Source organism: Stenotrophomonas sp. LGBM10 (genome assembly GCF_046736075.1).
GTDB lineage: Bacteria > Pseudomonadota > Gammaproteobacteria > Xanthomonadales > Xanthomonadaceae > Stenotrophomonas.
Genome location: NZ_CP177163.1, coordinates 1,225,893 through 1,244,438, shown reverse-complemented (window position 1 = coordinate 1,244,438; position 18,546 = coordinate 1,225,893). Strand labels below are relative to the sequence as shown.

The window sequence follows — 18,546 nt, the reverse complement described above, 5'->3', positions numbered from 1 at the left end:
GAATGCGGTTGGCATCCCTTGACAGGCGACGGTGGCGGGCCGGTTGGACCGGTCAGTTCTGTCAGAAGGTGACGCAGTACGTCACATTGCCGGGTCCGTCGCAGATTTCTGTGAGGGGGGTTCCAATCCTGAAGATTGCTGCCATCATTGCGCCGGGGAATGCTGGGGAGCATTGCTGGCACTGTTGGCACGCAACCTGCTTCGATCCACCTGCACAGGGCGCCCGCCCCGCTCAACCGGCTTGCCGGCCCGGCGACGGCCCAGTGCCCTACCAACTATCTACCTCTTGGGGATGTACACATGAAGAATCAGAAGGGCTTCACCCTGATCGAACTGATGATCGTCGTCGCGATCATTGCCATCCTGGCTGCCATCGCGCTGCCGGCCTACCAGGATTACCTGGTCAAGTCGCGCGTGTCCGAAGTGATGCTGGCCGCTTCTTCGGCCCGCACCACCGTGTCGGAAGCCGCTGCTGCCGATACGGCGAATGCCACCGCGATGCCGGGCACTGTCGACATCGAATCCCAGTCCTCCAAGTACGTCTCCGGCGTTGCTTACGCCAACGGCCGTATCACTGCCACGGGCCGGGCTCTGGGCGGCACCACTCCGACCGGCACCATCATCCTGGTCGGCAACAAGAGTGCCAACGGTCAGGTTGAATGGACCTGCACCGGCACCATCGCTGCCAAGTACCGCCCGGCCACCTGCCAGGGCGCGCTGCCGACCACCGGCGGTTGATAGCGGCGTAGTACACGCTTGAGTTGACCTTCGGGGGGCGTATGCCCCCCGAAGTCTTTTTGGAGGGGGCGGTGGTGTGGATCGACTTCCTGCTAGTGCGGTAGCGCCACGCACGGGGGCCTGGGGGGCCATCGGAGCGGCGGTGGGGCTGGGCCTCGGTGCGTGCTTTGAGCTGGACGCGTTTGCCAGCTGGCTCCTGCTGTTGTCATTCGCGGCCGTCCCGATGTGGATATGCGAATGGAGAACGGGGGCGTCCTCGACGCCTCGTCATCCTGCTACGCCGGTCATGGCATTGGCAGGCGTTGCCGTTGTAACGGCCCTGTTCGTCTGTTCCATCCAGATCCAGACCCATGTCGGTGGGGAGAAGGGGCAGACCGTCAGCCAGTTCACGCTGCCGGTGCTCGCGGTGTGCTCGGCAATGGCGGTCATCGCGCTGGTCCGCCCTGGCATGCTTGGCCCCACGGTGCTGTCGTGTGGGCGCCTCGTACAGCTGCTGCTGCGGGGAGCACGGCCCGACGCTGATGCCGTCGTCAGTCTGATGGGGTGGGTGGTCAAGGCGGTGTTCCTGCCCTTGATGCTGGCCTGGTCGCTGGCGTGGATAGCGAGTGCGGGCCAGATGTGGCAGGGCAGCGCGACCATTGGTGCGTTTGCTGCGGCGATGGCGCTGCTCTATGCCATCGACACCGCGTTCGGGACGGTCGGATATCTCTCGACCAGCGAACGCATCGACGCCCATATCCGTTCGGTGGACACCACCGCGCTGGGCTGGCTGTCGGCGCTGGCCTGTTACCCGCCCCTGAGCGTTGTCGTGCTTGAATCCTGGCTGGTCTACAAGTCGAGCGCCGACTGGACGGCATGGTTTGCAGCCGGCAGTGTCGCGGCGGGGGTCTGGGGCGGTGCGATTCTGCTGCTGACCGCGATCTACACCTGGTCCACGGTTGTTTTCGGTCCCCGGTTCTCAAATCTGACCCATCGGGGAATCATCACCAGCGGGCCGTACCGCTGGGGCAAACATCCTGCCTATGTGGCCAAGAACGCCTCGTGGTGGCTGATTTCGGTGCCGTTTCTCGGTCATGGCACGCCGGCGCAGACACTGCTTCACTGTCTCGCACTGCTTGGTGTCAATCTGATCTACGCCGTCCGCGCGTATACCGAAGAGCGGCATCTTCGTCGCGATCCCGACTATCGGCACTACGCGCGCTGGATCGCGCGTCATGGCTGGCTGGCGCGGGTCCGGCGGGCTGCCGGCGGAAACGTTGTCCGGGAGCGTGGGTAGTGGTCAGGGCCTGCTGTACTGCCCTGATGCTGGCCTGTCTGACAGGATGTACCTCGAGTGACGAGGGGACGCGCGCGTCCTGTGTTGAACAGGCGTTGCACCAGCCGGGCCTGGAGCAGGGCGTTGCCGTGTTCACGGCTGAACATGGCGGCGTGACGCAGGCGAAGGCGGGGTGGCTCACCTTCAGAAGTGCCGACAGCGTCCTGCCGATGGCCAGCTTGACCAAGCTCCTGGTAGCAGGCGAAGTGCGCCGTCGTGTTGATCGCGGTGAACTGGGCCTTGAACAGCCGGTAGGGGAGTTGCTGCCAGGCGTTGCGTTCGTTCCGGAGACGGCGTCCATCACGGTCCGGCAGCTTCTGCAGCACCGTGCGGGATTCGATCGGAGTTTCCGTGATCCGCTGTTCGCCTCGACGCCACCGAGCTGCCAGGCTGCCGCGCGTGACGTACTGCAGCGTCGACCGGAGCTGGGCGTCGGCCAGCAGGTGCTGTACAGCAACGCTGGCTACTGTGTGTTGGGTGAGATCCTGTTGTCGACTCCGTCGGGCTTGCCTCCTGATCTGCGTCTTTCTCTGGATTCGCCGTTGGGGGCGGCGGGCGGATGGAGTGGAACGCTGCATCAGCTGTATGGCGCCCTTTCCAGGACGCTTCCGCTTGTCGATCTTCCCACCGATGTGGCGCTGCCAGACGGCTCGTACTACACATATGGGTGGCGACGGTGGCCAGCGCCGGTGGAAGGGCCGTCATGGAGCCACTTCGGCCGTCTTCCCGGGATGGTGAGCCTGGCACTCAGTGACGGACGCGGCAGACTGCTGGTGGCGCACTTCCTGGGTGACCCGCAGGACGTGGATGCCGCCAGCCTGGAGGCATCGCGGGCGTTGTGGCGCTGTATGGCGCCCTAGGCGGGGGCGGTCCGATTCGCGCGTGTTTCAAGACTTTCACCTGGCAACTGCAGTATCTTGCGCAGGTACTCAAAGGGGCGCCACATGTCCGTAGTCAGCACCGCCAACCTCGTCGGCATCACCGGCATCGCACGTCGCCTGGTCCAGGACGGCGCGCTCGACGAGGCGGCCGCGCGCGACGCGATGGCCAAGGCCGCGGCCGCCAAGCAGCCGCTGCCGCAGTGGTTTGCCGAGCACAAGCTGGTCACTGCCGGGCAGCTGGCGGCGGCCAACGCCCTGGAGTTCGGCATGCCGCTGCTGGACGTGTCGGTGTTCGATGGCAACCAGAACGCGATCAGCCTGGTCAGCGAGGAGCTGCTGCGCAAGCACCGCGTGCTGCCGCTGTTCAAGCGCGGCGGCAAGCTGTTCGTGGGCACCAGCGACCCGACCCATTCGCTGGACGAGATCAAGTTCCACACCAACCTGGTGGTGGAGCCGATCCTGGTCGATGAGGAGCAGATCAAGCGCACCCTGGAGCAGTGGCAGTCCAGTCATGACACCCTCGGCTCGGCGCTCGGTGGCGGCGACGACGAGGGCATGGGCGATCTGGATGTCTCCAGCGGCGACGAGGAGGGCGGCAGCCCGGATGCCGGCGTGGACGCCAAGGGCGACGACACCCCGGTGGTGAAGTTCGTCAACAAGGTGCTGGTCGATGCGATCCGCAAGGGTGCCTCGGACATCCATTTCGAGCCCTACGAAGACGATTACCGGGTGCGCTTCCGCATCGACGGCCTGCTCAAGAACGTGGCCAAGGCGCCGGTCAAGCTCAACCAGCGCATCGCTGCACGTCTGAAGGTGATGTCGCAGCTGGACATCGCCGAGAAGCGCGTGCCGCAGGACGGGCGCATCAAGCTCAACCTGTCCAAGACCCGGCAGATCGACTTCCGCGTCAGCACGCTGCCAACGCTGTTCGGCGAGAAGATCGTGCTGCGTATCCTGGATGGCAGCGCGGCCAAGCTGGGCATCGACAAGCTCGGCTACGAGCCGAACCAGCAGAAGCTGTTCCTGGAAGCCATCCACAAGCCCTACGGGATGGTGCTGGTGACCGGCCCGACCGGCTCGGGCAAGACGGTGTCGCTGTACACCGCGCTGGGCATCCTCAACGACGAGACGCGCAACATCTCCACCGCCGAAGATCCGGTGGAAATCCGCCTGCCCGGCGTGAACCAGGTGCAGCAGAACAACAAGCGCGGCATGACCTTCGCCGCGGCGCTGCGCTCGTTCCTGCGCCAGGACCCGGACATCATCATGGTCGGCGAAATCCGCGACCTGGAAACGGCCGAGATCGCGATCAAGGCCGCGCAGACCGGCCACATGGTGCTGTCCACCCTGCATACCAACGACGCACCGCAGACCATCGCGCGCCTGATGAACATGGGCATCGCTCCGTTCAACATCACCAGTTCGGTGACCCTGGTGATCGCCCAGCGCCTGGCGCGGCGGCTGTGCGGCAACTGCAAGCGGCCGATCGAGCTGCCCGCGCATGCGCTGCTGGCCGAGGGCTTCACCCAGGACCAGATCGATGCCGGGATCCGGCTGTACGAGCCGGTGGGCTGCGAGGAATGCACCGAAGGCTACAAGGGCCGTACCGGCATCTATCAGGTGATGCCGATGAGCGAAGAGATTTCGGTGATCGTGCTGGCCGGCGGCAACGCCATCCAGATCGCCGAAGCGGCGCAGCGCGCCGGGGTCAATGACCTGCGCCAGTCGGCGCTGGTGAAGGCCGCGGCTGGCGTGACCAGCCTGGCCGAGATCAACCGCGTCACCAAGGACTGACGGGCGCCGGGCGGCGCCCGGCCCTCAATCCATGCCCAGCTTCTTGAGCTTGTAGCGCAGCGCGCGGAAGGTGATGCCCAGCTGCGCGGCGGTGCGGGTCTTGTTCCAGCGGTTCTCTTCCAGCGCGCGCTGGATCGCGGTGCGTTCCATCTGCTCGATGTACGTGGGCAGCGCGCCATTGCCGGCCGGCAGGTCGACCACCGCCTCTTCCTGGTGCGCCACGGCGGCGCCCCCGGCCATCCGGTGGCCACCCGGCGCGGGCAGGCGCAGGTCGCTGGCACCGATGCTGTCGCCTTCGGCCAGGGCCAGGGCGCGCTCCAGGATGTTCTCCAGTTCGCGCACGTTGCCGGGGAAGTGGTACTGGGCCAGCGCGTCCAGCGCCGACGGCGCCAGCAGCGGGGTGGGGCGTTCATGGGTGCGCGCCAGCCGCGCCAGGATCGAGGCGGCCAGCTGCGGCAGATCGCTGCGGCGTTCGCGCAGCGGCGGCACGCGCAGCTCGATCACGTTGATGCGGTAGTACAGGTCGTGGCGGAAGCGGCCGTCCTCGACCAGCTCGCCCAGGTCCTTGTGGGTAGCCGAGAGGATGCGCACGTCGACGGCGACCTCGGTGGCCGCACCGACCGGACGGATCGACTTCTCCTGGATGGCGCGCAGCAGCTTGACCTGCATCTGCAGCGGCAGCTCGGCCACTTCGTCCAGGAACAGGGTGCCGCCGTGCGCGGCCTGGAACAGGCCGGGCTTGTCGGCATGGGCACCGCTGAAGCTGCCCTTCCTGTGGCCGAAGAACTCGCTTTCCATCAGCTCGGAGGGGATCGCACCGCAGTTCACCGGCACGAACGGCCCGCCTGCGCGTGCGCTCTGGTCATGGATGGTGCGCGCCACCAGCTCCTTGCCCACGCCGGATTCGCCGAGGATGTAGACCGGTGCCTGGCTGCGCGCGACCTTGGCGATGGTGGCGCGCAGGCCGTCCATCGCCGGCGATTCGCCGAGCAGGCGGGTGGCCTGTTCCGGGGCCAGCGTGGGGGGCGCGGCGCGCTCGCTGTTGTTGAGTTCCAGCGCATGCTTGACCAGTCCGCGCAGCACGGCGATGTCCACCGGCTTGCTGACGAAGTCGAAGGCGCCGGCCTTCAGCGCTTCCACGGCCAGGTCCATGCTGCCGAAGGCGGTGATCATCGCCACCGGCGTGCGCGGGTAGTGCTGGGCGATCTCGGTGACCAGCTCGATGCCGTTGCCGTCGGGCAGCCGCATGTCGGTGATGCACAGATCGTAGGGATTGCTGGCCAGCAGCTCCCGTGCCTCGGCGAGATTGGCCGCCGTGCTGATGCGCAGGCCCATGCGGCCCAGCGTCAGTACCAGCAGTTCGCGGATGTCGCGTTCGTCGTCGACGACGAGGGCGCTGCGGTTGTCGTTCATGAGGAGGGAAGATAGCCGAGGGGAGTCATTGGCGACAAATGTTTGACGCGGGGTGGGCGGATGTGCGGTTGTCTGCGGTCATTCGTGCAGCATCGTGTGCGGGCCGGGCAGGATCAACCGGAAGCAGGCGCCGCCCGCCGGTACGGACACGTACTCGAGCCGGGCCTGGTTGGCGCGGCAGAGCTCCCGGGCGATGTACAGACCCAGTCCGGTGCCGTGCTCGGAGGTGGTGTAGAAGGGGCGGAACAGCTGGCTGGCCACGCTCTCGGGGATGCCGGGGCCGCGGTCCATCACATCGATCACCGCCGCGCGCTCCTGGCGCGCCACGCGCAGCCGCACGCGCGCCGGGTCCTGCGCGATGCGGCCGTACTTGAGCGCGTTGTGCACCAGCACGGTGAGGATCTGGTGCAGGTGGCGCGGGTCCATCAGCGCGTGCACGGAGGTCTCGCTGATGATCGGCTCGACGCTGTCCGTTTCCAGGGTGATGCCCTGCTTGTACTCGATGACGAAGCGCCGCACGAACGCGGCCAGGTCCAGGTTCTCCGGGTTGGCGCGCTCGCGGCGCGCCAGCCCGAGCACGCTTTCGACGATGCCGTTGGTGCGCTGGCACTGCTGGTGGATGATCTGCAGCAGGCGGCGGTCGGTCTCGCCGATCGCGGTGGATTCCTCCAGCAACTGGGCGGCGTAGTTGATGGCCGCCAGCGGATTGCGGATTTCGTGGGCCAGGCTGGCCGAGAAGCGGCCCATCGCCGAGAGGGTGAGCGATTCGGCACGGCGCGAGACCACGCTGGAGTCGTCCAAGAACACCAGGGTCAGGTCGCTGCCCGCGAGGAGCCGGGCGAAGCGCGGCTGCACTTCCGGCTGGTCGGGCGAGAGCTGGATGGGGAGTTCGTCGTTGGTCCACCCGTTGCGCCAGCGCTGCAGGCGCCGCGCCAGTTCCGGCGCGGCGCTGGCCAGTTCCAGCCGCCCGCTGCCGCTGTTGCCGTCGGCATCGCCGATCAGGGTGGAGGCCGCCTCGTTGGCCAGGGTGATGCGGTTGGCCCCGTCCACCACCAGCACGCCGGTGCGCATGCGGCGGATGATCAGTTCGTTGATCTCGAACAGGTTGGCCACTTCGGCGCCACGCTGGTTGGCCAGCTGCTGGTTGCGGCGCGCGCGGTTGCCGACCTGGTAGCTGACGAAAGCCAGGGCGAGATAGCTGGTGACGAACATCGCCAGTTCGGCCAGGGTACGGGTCGGGTCGCCGCCCTCCAGCAGCTTCCACACGTATTCCCCGGCCGTGGCGGCACTGGCGGTGACGGCAATGCCCAGGCCCAGCGACAGCGGCAGCAGCGTGGCTGCCGCGGCGATGTTGAACAGCAGCGACATCGAGATGCCGGCACTGGCGCCGGGCAGGGCATGGGCGAGCAGCACCGCGGCGATGATGTCCACGGCCACGCCGCCCACCACGATCGGGCGCAGCCAGCGCTCGTTGCGGCCGATGAACAGCAGCAGGACGGACAGCAGCAGATAGGCGGTGCCGACGATCCGCGCCAGGCGCGGGTGGTCGGCGTCGCCCACCATCGAACTGAGTGGGCTGAACAGCAGCGCGATGATCACCGAGGCGATCAGCAGGCGGTACAACGCGAAAAAATACAGTTCCCGCCTCGGAATGGATTCGATGCGGTCGATCAGTGAAGCGCTGGGTGACACGCCGGAACTCCCCTTCAGGCATTGCGGGGAGTGTAGAGGGTGTGGCCGCGCATGGGGGGGCGTGGGCTGGAGGGGGCGGGCGGGTGGGCCGGCCCGGTTTGCGCGGCCTGTCGGCCCCGGCGCGCCGCTGGCCCCCCGGGAGGGAGCGCAACTGACTGAAAAGTGGTCGGAAAAGGTCGGGCCGCCGGCCGCCGTGGGGGCGTTCTTTGCGCCTTCGCGCCGGGTCGTCCACAATAGTGGGCCCGCCGCGGTCCATGCCGGTGACCCCGTGAGGGAGCCTTGGAGATGCGTGCGGTCGTTCCTATTCCCACGGTGACGCATGAATTTCCACGAATACCAGTCAAAACAGCTGCTTGCCGAGTACGGCATTCCCGTCCCGGCCGGCAAGGTCGCGGCGACCCCGGATGAAGCGGTCGACGCTGCCAACGCCCTGGGCCAGGGCCCCTGGATGGTGAAGGCGCAGATCCACGCGGGCGGTCGCGGCAAGGCTGGCGGCGTCAAGTTCTGCAAGACCACCGACGACGTGAAGGCCGCTGCGGCCAAGATGCTCGGCACCAAGATGGCCACCTACCAGACCGCCGGCGTCGAGCTGCCGGTCAACCTGGTGCTGGTGACCACCGCCGGCGAGATCGTCAAGGAACTGTACCTGTCGGTACTGGTCGACCGTGGCACCAAGACCATCACCTACATCGCCTCGTCGGAAGGCGGCGTGGAGATCGAGCAGGTCGCTGCTGAAACCCCGGAACTGATCCACTCGCTCAACGTCGACTTCGTCGAGGGCGTGCAGGGTTACCACGGCCGTGATTTCGGCTTCAAGCTGGGCCTGACCGCCAAGCAGGCCGGCCAGTTCGCCAACATCATGGTGAACCTGTACCGCCTGTTCAACGAAAAGGACCTGGCGCTGGTTGAAATCAACCCGCTGGCCATCCTGGACGACGGCAACCTGTACGCGCTGGACGGCAAGTTCGACAGCGACGACAACGCCGCGTTCCGTCAGAAGGCGCTGGTCGCCATGCGCGACAAGACCCAGGAAGATCCGACCGAAGTGATCGCGTCGGAACTGGACATCAACTACGTCACGATGGACGGCAACATCGGCTGCATGGTCAACGGCGCCGGTCTGGCGATGGCCACGATGGACGTCATCAAGCTCAACGGCGGCGAGCCGGCGAACTTCCTGGACGTGGGCGGCGGTGCGAACAAGCAGCGCGTCATCGAAGCGTTCAAGCTGATCCTGTCCTCGGACAAGGTCGAAGGCATCTTCGTCAACATCTTCGGCGGCATCGTCCGCTGCGACATGATTGCCGAAGGCATCATCGCCGCTGTGAAGGAAGTGGGCGTCAAGGTTCCGGTCGTGGTGCGCCTGGAAGGCACCAACGTGGAAGAAGGCAAGCAGCTGCTGCGTGACAGCGGCATGGCCATCATCCCGGCCGACAACATCAACGACGGTGCCAAGAAGGTCGTTGAAGCTGTCAAGAACGCCGCCTGATCCGACACCGAAGGAAATCCAATGTCAGTTTTGATCAATAAGAACACCAAGGTGATCGTGCAGGGCTTCACCGGCCAGCAGGGCACCTTCCACGCCACTCAGATGATCGAGTACGGCACCCAGGTTGTTGGCGGCGTGACCCCGGGCAAGGGCGGCACGACCCATATCGACCTGCCGGTCTTCAACACCGTTGCCGACGCCGTGCAGAGCACCGGCGCCAACGCGTCGGTCATCTACGTGCCGCCGCCGTACGCGGCCGATGCGATCCTGGAAGCTGCGGCTGCCGGCATCAAGGTCATCGTGTGCATCACCGAAGGCATTCCGGTGCTGGACATGCTGCGCGTCAAGAACGTGCTGACCCGTTCGCATCCGGACACCGTGCTGATCGGGCCGAACTGCCCCGGCGTGATCACCCCGGGCGAGTGCAAGATCGGCATCATGCCGGGCCACATCCACAAGCCGGGCAAGATCGGCATCGTGTCGCGTTCGGGCACCCTGACCTATGAAGCGGTCAAGCAGACCACGGAAGTCGGCCTGGGCCAGTCCACCTGCATCGGTATCGGTGGCGACCCGATCAACGGCCTGAACTTCGTTGACTGCCTCAAGCTGTTCAACGAAGACCCGCAGACCGAAGGCATCATCATGGTCGGCGAAATCGGCGGCGACGCCGAGGAAGCCGGTGCCGAGTACATCAAGAACCACGTGAAGAAGCCGGTCGTCGGTTTCATCGCCGGTGCGTCGGCTCCGGCCGGCAAGCGCATGGGCCACGCCGGTGCGATCGCCTCGGGCGGCAAGGGCACCGCGGAAGGCAAGTTCGCCGCGATGGAAGCTGCTGGCGTCGTCACCGTGCGTTCGCCGGGCGACCTGGGTGCCGCGATCGCCAAGCTGGTGAAGTAAGGCCGCCTGCCGCGCATGCGGCGTACGTGCCTGTAAAGCCGACCGCTGGTCGGCTGCCTCAAACAGAAAGGCCGCCTCCGGGCGGCCTTTCTGCGTTCGGGCGCAGAACGCGTCCACGTGGTTGCCGGCCGGCGGCCGGCACTACAATGGGGTATTGCAACTACCAGGCTGTATCTCATGACGTCGCTTCGCATTGCCCTGGCCCAGTTTGATTTTCCGGTTGGCGCCGTCGCGCAGAACACCGACAACATCATCACGATGATCGGCGAGGCGCGCGACGAGTATGGTGCCGAACTGGTGGTGTTCCCGGAACTGGCCATCAGCGGCTATCCGCCGGAAGACCTGCTGCTGCGGCCCCGCTTCCTGTACGACTGCCAGCAGGCGCTGGAGCGCATCGCGGCGGCTACCCGGGGCATCACGGCGGTGGTCGGCTGGCCGCAGGCGGCCGGTGCGGTGGTCTACAACGCGGCCAGCGTGCTGCGCGATGGCGAGGTGCTGCATACCTATCGCAAGCGCGAGCTGCCCAACTACGCGGTGTTCGACGAGCGCCGCTACTTCGATGTCGATCCGGACGGCGGCAGCTGCGTGTTCGAGATCAAGGGCGTGCCGGTCGGTGTGCTGGTCTGCGAGGACCTGTGGTTCGCCGAGCCGCTGGCCGAGACCGTGCGCCAGGGCGCACAGCTGGTGGTGGTGCCCAACGCCTCGCCGTACGAGCGCGGCAAGCATGCCCAACGCGATGCCCTGCTGGCCGAACGCACCCGTGAAAGCGGCGCGGCGATCGCCTACCTCAATGTGGTTGGCGGGCAGGACGCGCTGGTGTTCGATGGTGCCTCGGTCGTTGCCGATGGCGATGGCACCGTGCACCCGGCGGCGGCGGCGTTCACCGACCAGTGGCTGGTGGTGGATTACGACGCGCAGACCCGGCGCTTCCTGCCGCGTGAGTGGATCGACGATGGCGACGAGAGCATGGACGCGCTGGCGTGGCGTGCCGTCACCCGTGGCATCCAGGATTACTGCCGCAAGAACGGGTTCAAGAAGGTGTGGCTGGGTCTGTCCGGCGGTATCGATTCGGCGCTGGTGCTGGCGATGGCGGTCGATGCGCTGGGTGCTGCCAACGTCACCGCGGTGCGGCTGCCCTCGCGCTACACCGCCGACATGTCCAACGACCTGGCGGCCGAGCAGTGCCGCGCGCTGGGGGTGACGCTCGAGGCGGTGTCGATCGAACCGGTGTTCGAAGGCCTGATGAGCGCGCTCGGCCCGATGTTCGAGGGCCAGCCGGCCGATGTCACCGAGGAGAACCTGCAGTCGCGCAGCCGCGGCGTGATCCTGATGGCGCTGTCCAACAAGTTCGGCGGGCTGCTGCTCACCACCGGCAACAAGAGCGAGTACGCGGTTGGCTACGCCACCATCTACGGCGACATGTGCGGCGGCTACGCGCCGCTGAAGGACCTGTACAAGACCGAGGTGTTCGGCCTGTCCAAATGGCGCAACACGGTCGGGGGCGCGCCGGTGATCCCGCCGGCGGTGATCGCCCGGCCGCCGTCGGCGGAGCTGCGCGCCAACCAGACCGACCAGGATTCGCTGCCGGCCTATGACGTGCTCGACGGCATCCTGTACCGCTACGTGGACCAGGAACAGTCGCGCGATGAGATCGTGGGGGCCGGGTACGCGCCGGAGGTCGTGGACCGCGTGCTGCGCCTGGTGCGCACCAGTGAATGGAAGCGACACCAGGCCGCCCCGGGCCCGAAGGTGTCGCGGCGCGCCTTCGGCCGCGAACGGCGCTATCCGATCAGCAACGGCTACATGGGCTGACGCCGCGCACGGGGCCCTGCCGCAGGCCGGACCCCGGTGGCGAACGGCCGTGCCTAGGGCGCGGCGGCGTCGAGCAGGCGCTGCAGGTGCGCCGATTCGGCTGCGGCGTCGATGATCGCCCCGCGCCCTCCCTGCGGCGCGGTCAACCGCGCGCTCACGAACTGCAGGCCGTCTGCCCCGGCCGCGTCCAGGATGCCCCAGTGGTCGGTGGGGTAGGGGCGGAACAGGACCGGCTGCTCCTGCAATGCCAGTTCGGTGGCATAGAGCAGGGCCTTGTCGTAACTCACATCGCGGTCGTCCGTGCCGTGGGCCAGCATCAGCGGCTGTGTGAAACCGCGCAGCGGCATGTCGAAATACGCCGCCAGCATCGGCGCGATCCCGGGCACCGTCAGCAACGGTGCCTGGAACATCTCGCCGGTCGTGGCGCCGTCCAGTGCCGTGGCCAGCTCGGCCAGGCACAGCTGCCGGCCCAGGGCCAGGCGCTGCCGGCCGACGTCGGTCAGGACGGTGTCGATGCCTGGCTCGATCTGCAGCAGGCCGAGCAGCATGTAGGCGTGGTAGGCGTTGATCGGGCCCGGGTAGGGGATCCGGTTGTCCGGCGCCATCAGCGCTGCCGTGGATTCCACCCCGACCGGGGTGCCGGTGCCAAAGGTGCCCCGGTAGTCCAGCGCGTTCTGTCCCTGTGCGCTGGCCTGGTGACCGGCCACCACCGCTGCGCCGGCCCCCTGCGAGTGGCCCACCGAGACCCAGCGCGTTGACAGCTGCTGCCCGGCTGGCAGGTGGCGAGCGAAGGCGTGGGCCGCCTTGACCATGTCCACGATGTTGCGCCCGGCGGTGGCGCCATGCAGGAACGCATGCTCGCCCGGGGAGCCCAGGCCCTGGTAATCGGAGGCGACCACGGCATGGCCGGTGGCCAGGAACAGGTCCAGGAAGCGCCCGTCGCGCTCGGGCCGCTGCGGTCCCGAGACCGACGGCGCGCAGCTGTCCGACACGCCCTGGGTGCCGTGCGCCCAGGACACCACCGGCCAGCCCCCGGCCGGCGCCCGCCCGGCCGGCAGGTACACCAGCCCGGTGCTCAGGGCAGGGCGCGCGTGCACGTTGGTGGTGGTGTAGGTGAGGCGGTAGGCCGTGGCCGCCTGCGACGGCAGCCAGGCGGCCGTGTAGGGCTCGGCATCCACCACCGTGCCGGGGACCCCGGGCAGCGCGGCAGCGGTCAGCGGCAGGGTCAGGGCGGCCGCCAGCAGCCCCTTGGCGACGCACCTGCGGCCTGATCGGGACCGGGGTGAGGGGCGGATCAGTTTCAGCATGGGGGTGTCTCCGGGCTCCGCCGGCCACGGGGGTGGCCTGTCGCGTGCGCGCAGTCTCCTGATCCCGTCGGCCACCGACCGCGACCGCGGTCCCAGCTTCCCCGGTGCGCTGTCGCATCTGACCCGGAATGATGGCTTTGCAGCGATTCCTACGGGCTGCCGCAGGGCGGCCGTCAGGTACGCGGCTTCGCTCGGGGGGATACCGCGAGCGTGAGGGCCCCGGCGCGACCGACAGGCCCCTGTGCAACCGTCCCCCGGCCGCCGCCTGGCGGCGACGACCTCCTCCTTTACGTTGCCCTGGAGCCTGTCGGCCACGACGGGGCTCGGCTTGCGGCACGCGTGCGGGAAAGCGGGATGCTCCAGTGAGGCGCCAGCGGTCTCGACACATGGGGCGCGATGCCCTTGTGGGCGAGGTAAAGGAGGAGGGGGCGGCCGCAGGCCGACGCCGGGGGACACTCGCCGACAAGGGCATCGCGCCCCAGCGCCCGACCCTCCGGCCGCCCTGCCCGTGCAGGTTCAGAACGCTTCATGCCACGCTGTGCGGAGGGAGAAAACCAAAAAAAAGGGCCCGAACCGGGCCCTTTTTTTCGTTGCCGCAGGGATTACTTGCGGTTGATCGTGGCGTTGCGCTGACCGGTGCTGGCCGATTTCTCGCCGGCGAACGGGTTCAGCTTGCGCACCATCCACGGGTACTTCGGCCACTTGCCCTGCAGCCACGGGTGGTCGGGCTGGTTCAGCTCGAGCACGCGGCGGGCGTCGTCGGCCAGCGGCTTGTTGTCCAGGTGCGTGTAGGCCTCGGCCAGGGTGGCCACGGCGTCGTACTGGAAGGCGCTCTGCGGGTAGGTTTCCAGCAGGTAGTTGGCGCGGCCGGCGGCCGATACCCAGGCCTGGCGGCGCAGGTAGTACAGGGCGTTGTCCAGTTCATGCTGGGCGAACACGTCGCGCAGCACGATCATGCGCTGGCGGGCGTCGGCGGCATACCGGCTGTTGGGGTAGCGCTCGGTCACGATGGTGAAGTCGGCGTAGGCCTGGCGCGGGGCGGACAGGTCACGGCGGCTCGGGTCCAGGGACCACACCCGGCGCAGGAACACCGTGTCGCGGTTGCCGTTGGCCAGGCCGCGCAGGTAGTACAGGTAGGCGATGTTGCGGTGGGTCGGGTAGGTACGGATGAAGCGGTCGATGCTGGACACCGCGTCATCGTGCTTGCCGGCCTTGTACTGGGCGTAGGCCGATTCGATCATCGCCTGCTCGGTGTACGGGCCATACGGGTACTGGGCCACCAGGCGGCGGAAACTGGACTCGGCGCCGCTCCAGTTGCCCCCCTCCATCAATTTATGGCTCTTCTCATAGAGCTGCTCGACCGGCAGACCTTCATCCGGATTCTTGCCCTTGGTACCGCGGTGGCAGCCGGTGGCGACGAAGAGCAGCACCAGCATCAGGGCGGCGAGGCGGACGGGCGCGGACAGCAGAACGGAGCGTCGGATCATGGGGTCAGGGCGGGACGCGGCTGGAATACGAAGGGTCGATGATAGCCTAGTGGCCTGTCCTGCGACTGAAAGTGGTCGCCCGGACCCCAAAATTGTCTCCCCGCGTGGTTCCCATGTCCGATACCCCAGCTGAAAACCCCCGTCAGGCCATCGTGCCCGATACCGCCGCCGGCCGCCGCTTCGATGCGGTGGTCGCCGAACTTTTCCCTGAATATTCCCGCTCGCGCCTGACCGAGTGGATCAAGTCCGGCGACCTGCTGCTGGATGGCGAGCCCACCCGCCCGCGCGATCCGGTGCGCGGCGGCGAGGTCGCCAGCCTGCTTGTCGTGCTCGACACCCAGACCCATGCCGAGCCGGAGGACATCCCGCTGGAGGTCCTGTACGAGGACGAACACGTGTTCGTCATCAACAAGCCGGTCGGACTGGTGGTCCACCCCGGTGCGGGCAACCCCACCGGCACGCTGGTCAATGCCCTGCTGTTCCGCGACCCGTCGCTGGCGGTCCTGCCGCGCGCAGGCATCGTGCACCGGCTGGACAAGGACACCAGCGGCGTGATGGTCATCGCGCGCACGCTGGAGGCGCAGACCGCGCTGGTGGCGCAGCTGTCCGCGCGCGAGGTGCATCGCCAGTACCTGGCGGTGGTGGTGGGCGCACTGGTCTCCGGTGGCACTGCCACGGCCGCCATCGACCGCCATCCGCGCGACCGCGTGCGCATGGCCGTGCGCGAGGACGGCAAGGATGCGATCACCCATTACCGCCTGCGCGAGCGGTTCCGCGCGCACACCGCGCTGGAATGCCGCCTGGAAACCGGCCGCACCCACCAGATCCGCGTGCACATGGCGCACCTGCGCCATCCGATCATCGGCGATCAGCTGTACGGCGGTGCGCTGAAGCTGCCCAAGGGCGCCAGCGATGAACTGGTTGCCGCATTGCGCGGCTTCAAGCGCCAGGCCCTGCACGCCGAGACGCTGGAGTTCACCCATCCGGTGACCGGCGAGCCGATCCGCAACAGCGCGCCGCCGCCGGCGGACATGCTGGCGCTGCTGCACGCACTGCGCGAAGACAGCAGGCACTTCGCCGAGCTGGAGCGCGGGCGCCGCTGATGGAGGCCACGCTTCCGGTGCTGCCGGCAGAATGGCGCGCGCCCCCCGGCGTGCATGCCCTGACCACCCTGCGCTTCGGCGCAGGCGGGTCGGTGGCGCCGTTCGACCAGTTCAACATTGGCAACCGGTACGCCGCCGATGGCGACGACCCGGCGCAGGTGCAGCGCAACCGCGATCTGCTCCAGGCCGGTCTGGGCCTGCCCTCGGCGCCGCACTGGCTGCGCCAGGTGCATGGCACCGGGGTGCTGCGTTTCGACGCGCCGCCCACGGCCAGCGGCATCGACGCCGAACCCACTGCCGATGCGGCGGTGACGTCGGCAGCGGGCGTGGTACTGGCCATCCTCACCGCCGATTGCCTGCCGGTGGTCTTCGCCGCGCGCGACGGCAGCGAGATCGGCGCGGCGCACGCCGGCTGGCGCGGGTTGGCCGACGGCATGCTGGAAGCCACAGTGGCCGCCATGCGCACCGCGCCTGCGCGGATACAGGCCTGGTTGGGGCCGGCCGCCGGCCCGGACCTGTACGAGGTGGGGGAAGACGTGTTCGCCGCGTTCGTGGCACACGCGGAAGAGGCGGTCAGCGCCTTCCAGCCGACCCGCCCCGGCCATTGGCGGGTGGATCTGTACGCGCTGGCCCGCCAGCGCCTGCTCGCGGCCGGGTTGGAGCCGGCGTCGATCAGCGGCGGTACGCAGTGCACCCTGGCTGCGCCGGACCGCTACTTCTCGCACCGCCGCGATCGCCGCACCGGCCGCATGGCCACGCTGGCATGGCGGGGGTAATCGTCTTCGACGGCGTCTGCGCCCTGTGCAGCCGCTGGGTGCGTTTCCTGCTGCGCTTCGACCGGCAGCAGCGCTACCGCTTCGCGGCGATGCAGGGCACGCACGGGCGGTCCCTGCTGCAGGCACACGGGCTGGACCCGGACGACCCGCTGTCGTTCCTGCTGCTGGAAGACGGCCGCGCCTGGACCGATACCGATGCCATCGTGCGGGTCCTGGTCGGGCTGGGTGGACCGTGGCGCCTGGCCGCCGTGCTGCGCGCGGTGCCGCGCAGGCTGCGCGATCCTGCCTACCGCGTGCTGGCGCGCAACCGCTACCGCTGGTTCGGCCGCCACGACCGCTGCCACCTGCCCGATGCGGGGCAGGTGGGGCGTTTCCTGGACTAACGCGCCGCCGGATCAGCGCAGCACGGTGTACACCACGCGCCGGTTGAGCGTGCGGCCGGACTCGCTGCGGTTGTCGGCCACCGGGTGGTCGGGGCCGTGGCCAACCGCTACCAGCCGGTCCGCCGGCACGTCGAGTTCCTGCAGTGCGTTGACCAGGGATTGCGCCCGCAGCTGGCTCAATGCGCGCTTGGCGGCGGCATTGCCGTGGCTGTCGGTATGCACGCCGACCTCCAGGCGGGTGCCGTCCGGGAGCCGGCGGATCGCGGCGGCGGTTGCCTGCAGGGTATCCCGCGAGTCGCCGGTGAGCGCCGTCGCACCGGGCTGGAACTTGACCACGGTCTGGTTGAGCGCGGCCACCAGCGCCTGCGGTGGTGCCGTGGGCGGAAGCTGGTGCAGCGCGGCGATGCCCGGCGTCCACAGGCCGCGGATGTCGAACGCCGCGAAGTGGTCGCGCAGTACCCGGGTGACGCCGAGCCGGTCCTCGTGGAGCAGGGCGCGGCTGTCCACGTGGATGCGCTCGCCGTCCAGCGCGATCCGCAGCCCCGGCGCCAGCAGCTGGGGCAGGTGGGCGAGCAGCCGGTCCTCCCAGCGCGGCGCGCGCACCTGCCGGTCCACCACCAGCGTGCCGCGCACATTGTCCGCGCCGTACAGGCGCACCAGGGCGGTCAGGATCCGCCGGCGGTCGGACTCGGCCGGTACGCGCCCTTCCACGGTGATGTGATCGCCGTCGACCACCAGCGACACCCGCGCATCGAGGCTGGGGGCAGGTACCGCGCTGACCGGGGCCGGGGGCGCGCGGGTGATCAGATACAGCCAGCTGGTGGCGGCGATCAGGCACAGGCCGACCAGGCAGGCCAGGGTGCTGCGCAGTGCGATGCCGCGCACGGCCTGGCCGGCCGTGCCGCAGGGAACGGACGCCGCGCGTCGGGTGCGCAGCCCCACCGGCGCGCCCTCCGCAGTGGTCAGCAGATCCACCAGCGGCGGCAGCAGCTCGGCGACGATGACGCCGAACATGCCGGGCGGAAACCCGGCGCGGCGCGCCAGCCGGGCCAGGTCGTCGCGGCCAAGCGCGCGTTCCACTTCGCTGGCCACGATCGGCCGTTCCTCGCCACGGCACCATGCATGGAACAGCGCGCCCAGCCCGGCGCGCTCGAACTGGTCGCCCAGCCCCGGCAGCCCGCCGTCGCGGGTGGCGATGTAGGCGGTCAACACCGATACCACGCTGCGTGCCCGGTAGCCCAGGCCAAGCCGGGAGGCGGCATCTTCGATCAAACGGTCAAGCGATGACATGTCTTCAAATCCCCAGTTGAAAAGACCGTGCGCATCACGGCGCACGTGCCTGGCCCACGCGATGTCGGTGGGCTCTGGGGGCGTCAATGTCGTTAGTCCCTGTCAATGGCGAATGAAAATTCGCAAGCAACCGCGGCGGGAGGTTGCGTTTCCAGATATTGATTTGTTG

The 18,546-nt window shown here is 68.3% G+C and carries 15 protein-coding genes; 10 read left to right on the top strand and 5 right to left on the bottom strand.

Annotated elements, in window-relative coordinates; genetic code table 11:
* The first annotated feature begins 300 nt into the window (after positions 1–300).
* The 4 genes from ACLB90_RS05225 to pilB all read left to right on the top strand — a co-directional run bounded on the left by ACLB90_RS05225 (position 301) and on the right by pilB (position 4,728).
* Positions 301–738, top strand: coding sequence for a pilin (locus ACLB90_RS05225; protein WP_411851930.1), 438 nt, complete (start codon positions 301–303; stop codon positions 736–738).
* A 286-nt stretch (positions 739–1,024) separates the two neighbouring features.
* A complete protein-coding gene (locus tag ACLB90_RS05220) occupies positions 1,025–2,014 on the top strand; it encodes a methyltransferase family protein (protein ID WP_411851929.1) in 990 nt (329 codons plus the stop codon).
* A gap of 26 nt (positions 2,015–2,040) precedes the next feature.
* Positions 2,041–2,913, top strand: coding sequence for a serine hydrolase domain-containing protein (locus ACLB90_RS05215; protein WP_411851928.1), 873 nt, complete (start codon positions 2,041–2,043; stop codon positions 2,911–2,913).
* An 84-nt stretch (positions 2,914–2,997) separates the two neighbouring features.
* Positions 2,998–4,728 carry a type IV-A pilus assembly ATPase PilB gene (pilB, locus tag ACLB90_RS05210; protein ID WP_411851927.1) on the top strand — a complete coding sequence of 577 codons (1,731 nt, stop codon included), beginning with the start codon at positions 2,998–3,000 and terminating at the stop codon, positions 4,726–4,728.
* Between the two features lie 24 nt (positions 4,729–4,752).
* Here pilB and ACLB90_RS05205 read toward each other — a convergent pair whose 3' ends face one another.
* The gene (locus ACLB90_RS05205) at positions 4,753–6,141 is read right to left on the bottom strand and encodes a sigma-54-dependent transcriptional regulator (protein WP_411851926.1); all 1,389 of its coding nucleotides are present in this window, start codon (positions 6,139–6,141) and stop codon (positions 4,753–4,755) included.
* A gap of 78 nt (positions 6,142–6,219) precedes the next feature.
* On the bottom strand, positions 6,220–7,833 hold the full coding sequence (locus tag ACLB90_RS05200) for a sensor histidine kinase (protein ID WP_411851925.1): 1,614 nt from the start codon (positions 7,831–7,833) through the stop codon (positions 6,220–6,222).
* A gap of 319 nt (positions 7,834–8,152) precedes the next feature.
* On the opposite strand from ACLB90_RS05200, the gene sucC reads away from it, so the two are divergent.
* From sucC to ACLB90_RS05185, 3 genes are all read left to right on the top strand, one after another.
* Entirely contained in the window at positions 8,153–9,322 is a 1,170-nt protein-coding gene (sucC, locus tag ACLB90_RS05195; RefSeq protein WP_046273840.1) for an ADP-forming succinate--CoA ligase subunit beta, read from the top strand.
* Between the two features lie 21 nt (positions 9,323–9,343).
* On the top strand, positions 9,344–10,219 hold the full coding sequence (sucD, locus tag ACLB90_RS05190) for a succinate--CoA ligase subunit alpha (RefSeq protein ID WP_017356169.1): 876 nt from the start codon (positions 9,344–9,346) through the stop codon (positions 10,217–10,219).
* A 177-nt stretch (positions 10,220–10,396) separates the two neighbouring features.
* Complete coding sequence (locus tag ACLB90_RS05185) at positions 10,397–12,031, top strand: NAD+ synthase (RefSeq protein ID WP_411851924.1); 1,635 nt, start codon at positions 10,397–10,399, stop codon at positions 12,029–12,031.
* 53 nt (positions 12,032–12,084) lie between these two features.
* Here the strand turns inward: ACLB90_RS05185 and ACLB90_RS05180 are convergent, their stop codons facing one another.
* On the bottom strand, positions 12,085–13,338 hold the full coding sequence (locus ACLB90_RS05180) for a lipase family protein (RefSeq protein WP_411851923.1): 1,254 nt from the start codon (positions 13,336–13,338) through the stop codon (positions 12,085–12,087).
* 602 nt (positions 13,339–13,940) lie between these two features.
* Positions 13,941–14,825 carry an outer membrane protein assembly factor BamD gene (locus tag ACLB90_RS05175; RefSeq protein ID WP_411851922.1) on the bottom strand — a complete coding sequence of 295 codons (885 nt, stop codon included), beginning with the start codon at positions 14,823–14,825 and terminating at the stop codon, positions 13,941–13,943.
* Between the two features lie 113 nt (positions 14,826–14,938).
* On the opposite strand from ACLB90_RS05175, the gene rluD reads away from it, so the two are divergent.
* Genes rluD through ACLB90_RS05160 form a run of 3 tightly spaced genes read left to right on the top strand, consistent with a single transcriptional unit; the run spans position 14,939 to position 17,087 of the window.
* The gene (rluD, locus tag ACLB90_RS05170; RefSeq protein WP_411851921.1) at positions 14,939–15,928 is read left to right on the top strand and encodes a 23S rRNA pseudouridine(1911/1915/1917) synthase RluD; all 990 of its coding nucleotides are present in this window, start codon (positions 14,939–14,941) and stop codon (positions 15,926–15,928) included.
* Positions 15,928–16,704, top strand: coding sequence for a peptidoglycan editing factor PgeF (pgeF, locus tag ACLB90_RS05165; protein WP_411851920.1), 777 nt, complete (start codon positions 15,928–15,930; stop codon positions 16,702–16,704). The genes rluD and pgeF overlap by 1 nt, the downstream gene beginning before the upstream one ends.
* Positions 16,692–17,087 carry a thiol-disulfide oxidoreductase DCC family protein gene (locus ACLB90_RS05160; RefSeq protein ID WP_411851919.1) on the top strand — a complete coding sequence of 132 codons (396 nt, stop codon included), beginning with the start codon at positions 16,692–16,694 and terminating at the stop codon, positions 17,085–17,087. The genes pgeF and ACLB90_RS05160 overlap by 13 nt, the downstream gene beginning before the upstream one ends.
* A 12-nt stretch (positions 17,088–17,099) precedes the next feature.
* Here ACLB90_RS05160 and ACLB90_RS05155 read toward each other — a convergent pair whose 3' ends face one another.
* Positions 17,100–18,377: an OmpA family protein gene (locus ACLB90_RS05155; protein WP_411851918.1), complete on the bottom strand. Its 1,278-nt coding sequence runs from the start codon at positions 18,375–18,377 to the stop codon at positions 17,100–17,102.
* Positions 18,378–18,546 lie beyond the last annotated feature (169 nt).